This window comes from Streptomyces sp. NPDC054863 (genome assembly GCF_053610825.1).
The window spans coordinates 1-3,779 of record NZ_JBSGZD010000468.1 but is presented as its reverse complement, the minus strand read 5'-3'; the positions used below and the strand labels follow the sequence as shown (position 1 = coordinate 3,779).

Sequence of the window (3,779 nt, the reverse complement as noted above, 5' to 3'; positions counted from 1 at the left end):
GCCGTCAGGCAGCGGGACGGCTTCTTTTTCGCCATGCGAGTGAAATGCGGGAAACGGTGCATGGATTCAGTTTCTCCGCGGCCGACAGGCCGTTAGGCATGGCGCAGGTGCTGTGCGAGGAAGTGTGCGCGGCGCCGAATTCGTCAAACTGAGAAGCTCACCGCAGAGAATGAGGGAACTGAGATGAAGTACACGAAGGCTGCTTCGGTTCTGGCCGTGTCCATGGTCGCCGTGGGTGCTGCCTCCTCGGTTGCTGCCGCACAGGGTGGGACCGGTGTGCCGTCGAGCAGCCCTTCGATGAGCCTCAACTCCGGTCTGCAGCAGGTGGTGGACGCGTACAACACGAACACGAAGCTGCTCGACGGGCCGGTGCCGCTGGTGGACTCGGCGAAGGATGCGGCGAAGAAGCTGAACGACGCGAGGAATGCGGAGCCGATGAAGCTGGTCGAGGGTGCGGTCAAGCCCGCCGGTTCGATGCTCGGCGGTCTCCCGGTCGGTCGCTAGGGTCTGCCTGGTGGGGCGTACGGGCTAATCATGGGTCCGTACGGGTGAGGCGCATGTCTCGTGGTGACGACTTCAAGGAGCAGCGGTATGCCTCCTTTTGTCATATTCACCGTTCATGGGAGCACACATGCGCAAGATCGTCGGACGAGCTGCGGCGACGGCTGCCCTTACGGCAGTCGCCCTTCTTCCGCTGGCAGGGGTGGCCTCTGCCGCACCGGCTCAGCCGTCGGCTCAGCCGTCGGCCGCCGACCGCTGCTGGGTGCACCACGGGCACCTGTACTGCACCGACGGCCCCCGGTGGTACCCGCACCACACCGGTCTCGGACTGGGCCTCGGCGTCGGGGTGCTCTGACCCCGGACAGGCATGCGAGTGGGGCCCCACGGTTCTTCTGTGGGGCCCCACTCGCATGGACAGCAGCCAAAATCAGCTGTTGCTGGCGGTGTTGCCGAACGCCGGGTTCAGCCCGGCGATCCCGTTGACGGTGTTGCCGGACACGTTCACCGGAACGTGCACGGGGACCTGGGCCGAGTTGCCCGAGATGACGCCCGGGGAGTGGGTGACGGTGCCTTCCGCCTCGCTGTCGGCCGCGGCGGTACCGGCGGCGGCGCCGGCCGCGAGACCGGCAGTGGCGAGGACGAATGCGGCCTTCTTGGCAGCGTTCATAATGGTGCGCCTCCTGAGGAGCTGGGATATTTCGACGATCTTTGCACATTGCAGAGAAAGGCCTGGCCGCAGGGAACACTGGAGCGACTGAAATAGCACAGATGGCGCACTCGGATTTAATTATTCCTATATTTTTATTTCTTTGCGGGGGGTGCGGGAAGAAAGGAAGGTGGCCGGCCCCCGGGAGGAGCCGGCCACGTCCTTGGGTGTGACGATCGGTCACTTCACCGGTGCGAAGACTGCGGTGAGGGTGTGGCTGTGGTCGTCGCTGAAGTTGACGGCGGTCTCGCCGGTGGACTTGTCGATGTCACCGCCGTACTCCTTGCCGTCCAGGAGCCAGCCGGTGAAGACGAAGCCGCGCTCCGGGGTGGCCGTGGCGGTCACGGTGTCCCCTTCCGCGTACGGGCCCTGCTCGCCCAGGGCGACCTTTCCTCGGCCGCCGCGCACGTCCACGTCGAGGGCGTACTGGTTGCGGTCGAACTCCGCGCGCAGCACGAGGTTCTCGTCGTCCGGCGAGAGCTCGACCGTGTCGTCGTCGCCTGCGTACGAGCCGTCGAGGGTCCAGCCGGTGAAGCTCCAGCCGGGCGCGGGAACCGCGTCGTACAGCTCGATGCCGGTGGAGGGGGCCCCGCGCTTGGCGGGCACCTTCTTCACTGTGCCGCCCCGGGTGGCGGAGGTGGCCACCTTCGGCTGCGGGGTCTGGCCCTTGCGGAAGGCGGCGGTCAGCGTCTGGTCGGCGGTGACGGCGACGCTGAGGGTGTTGTCGGCGGTACCGGCCTTCTTGCCGTTCAGGGTCCAGCCGGCGAAGACGTAGCCCTGGCTGGGCTTCGCGGTGAACCGGGCGGTGCTGCCCTTGGGGTAGGGGCCGGTCTGGGAAGGGGTCACCGTGCCGGAGCCGCCCGGGGAGACCGTGGTGGTCACCGCGCACAGGGTGTCGCTGGACTTGGTGTTGCGGTAGCTGGCGATGGCCTTGGACGTGGTGTTGAAGATCTGCGCGGTGGCAGCCTCGTTGGGACGGCCGAGCGGGACGCCGAAGGGCTGGCCGCGGTAGGACAGGACCGGGTTGGAGAACTGGTTGACCCGTCCGCACCGGCCGCGGGTGCTCTTGCGGCAACTGGACTCGTAGGCCATCAGCGAGGCGAAGTCGCCGTTGCTCGGGAAGTAGCCGTTGGCGCCGTAGGGCGGCGGCTGCTTCGGTTCGGTGACGCGGTCGTGCGCGGAGCCGAGGTTGTGGCCGATCTCGTGGCCGAGGGAGAAGTTCTTCAGCGCGGCGTGCGCCACGATGTTGTAGCCGTAGTTGGCCGTCTTGCTGGACGGCGCCTTGGGCGAGTAGCCGAGGCCGCCCGCGGCCCGGCCGCCCGCGATCACCGAGACCAGGTCGGCGCCGTGGCTGTCGCGGAGGGTCTGCATCTCGTCGAGCAGCTTGTCGCGGGGGGTGGCCAGCGCCTTGATGAGGTCCTGGGTGACGCCGTCGCGCGCCGCGGGCACGGGGGAGACAGGGGGGATGGTCAGCAGGCGGACGCGGGCGTCGACCTTGCTGTCGGCCAGGGCGTCGTTGGTGAGGGCCACGGCCCGGGTGATGTCGGCACGCATCTGCGTGACGCTGCCCGCCTCGGCGAGTGCCTTGGGCGTGTAGCCGACGATGAGGTCGATGAGCGTCGTGCTGCCGCCACGTCGGCAGGCCTTGTCCGGGGCCACCGGGGCGGAGCGCAGCACGGGGATCGTGGCCGGGGTCGCCGGCATCTTCATGGAGATCTCGTCCTCGTCGCCCAGCGGGGTCACCTGGGTGATCGTCACCCGGTTGGGACCGCTGGACTCGATGGCGTACGAGTCGCCGCCCTGCATGAACTGGGCCGTCAGGTGCTCGTTGCCGGGTCTGCCGTCGCAGGCGCCCTGGGCCGTGGCCACGACCTGCTGGCCGGTCGCGCCCGGCACCGCCGCCGACAGCACCACCACGTCGCCCACCACACTGCGGGACTGCTCCACCACCTCGACGGTCACGTCGTCGAAGAGGGGAAAGCTGTACTCACGCTCGGAGGGGCCCGCGCACAGGAGCTGCAGCGCCGCGGGGTTGACCCGGGCCTCGCGCTGACGCACCGCCTCGGAGCCGCCGCCGTCCTCGGGAGTGGTGTCCTCCTGCGCGGGCGCGACCGACAGCACGGCCCCCGGCCCGGCGAAGGACGCGGCGGGGGCGGGAGCGGGCCGGGGCGGGGCGGCGAAGCCCGAGCTGCCGAGAACCATCGCGCCGAGCGCGAGCCCCCCGGCCCACTTGTTTCTGCGCTTCACGTGTCAACTTCTTCCTGCCGAAAGGGGCGAGAGGGAACGGCGTCAGACTTCCCTCGGGCGGCGGACGCCGCACCGGCAAATCACCGGTGTCACCCGGGTGCCTCGCAAGATGCGCACCGTTCTGCCCGAACACTTCATCCGTACACGCGACGCGATAGGCATTCGGGTGATACTCGGCAGGATTTCTGGTTCGGTGCGGTAATCTCGTACTTGCACCTGTTCGGGCGCGATTCTCCCAGCCGTCGGCGCACATGTCGTTGATGACCGCCCATTCACACAGGCGTGCACGTCCTCCTGTTTATCGCACATCAGTGGGCCCCCCGGC

At 68.5% G+C, this 3,779-nt stretch carries 4 protein-coding genes; 2 read left to right on the top strand and 2 right to left on the bottom strand.

The genetic code is table 11. The features are described from left to right. Window positions 1-183: 183 nt before the first annotated feature. Window positions 184-504, top strand: coding sequence for a hypothetical protein (locus tag ACWGIG_RS37730; protein ID WP_453326242.1), 321 nt, complete (start codon window positions 184-186; stop codon window positions 502-504). A 115-nt stretch (window positions 505-619) separates the two neighbouring features. Continuing rightward, window positions 620-856: a hypothetical protein gene (locus ACWGIG_RS37725; RefSeq protein ID WP_453326241.1), complete on the top strand. Its 237-nt coding sequence runs from the start codon at window positions 620-622 to the stop codon at window positions 854-856. Window positions 857-928: 72 nt separating this feature from the next. Here ACWGIG_RS37725 and ACWGIG_RS37720 read toward each other — a convergent pair whose 3' ends face one another. Further along, a complete protein-coding gene (locus ACWGIG_RS37720; protein WP_453326240.1) occupies window positions 929-1,168 on the bottom strand; it encodes a chaplin in 240 nt (79 codons plus the stop codon). A gap of 219 nt (window positions 1,169-1,387) precedes the next feature. Beyond that, window positions 1,388-3,454: an InlB B-repeat-containing protein gene (locus ACWGIG_RS37715; RefSeq protein ID WP_453326239.1), complete on the bottom strand. Its 2,067-nt coding sequence runs from the start codon at window positions 3,452-3,454 to the stop codon at window positions 1,388-1,390. Window positions 3,455-3,779: the final 325 nt, after the last annotated feature.

What these genes read in the sequence shown, in the direction of transcription:
- ACWGIG_RS37730 (WP_453326242.1), top strand. Translation starts at nt 184, where the DNA reads ATGAAGTACACGAAGGCTGCTTCGGTTCTGGCCGTGTCCATGGTCGCC.
- ACWGIG_RS37720 (WP_453326240.1), bottom strand. Translation starts at nt 1,168, where the DNA reads ATGAACGCTGCCAAGAAGGCCGCATTCGTCCTCGCCACTGCCGGTCTC.
- ACWGIG_RS37725 (WP_453326241.1), top strand. Translation starts at nt 620, where the DNA reads ATGGGAGCACACATGCGCAAGATCGTCGGACGAGCTGCGGCGACGGCT.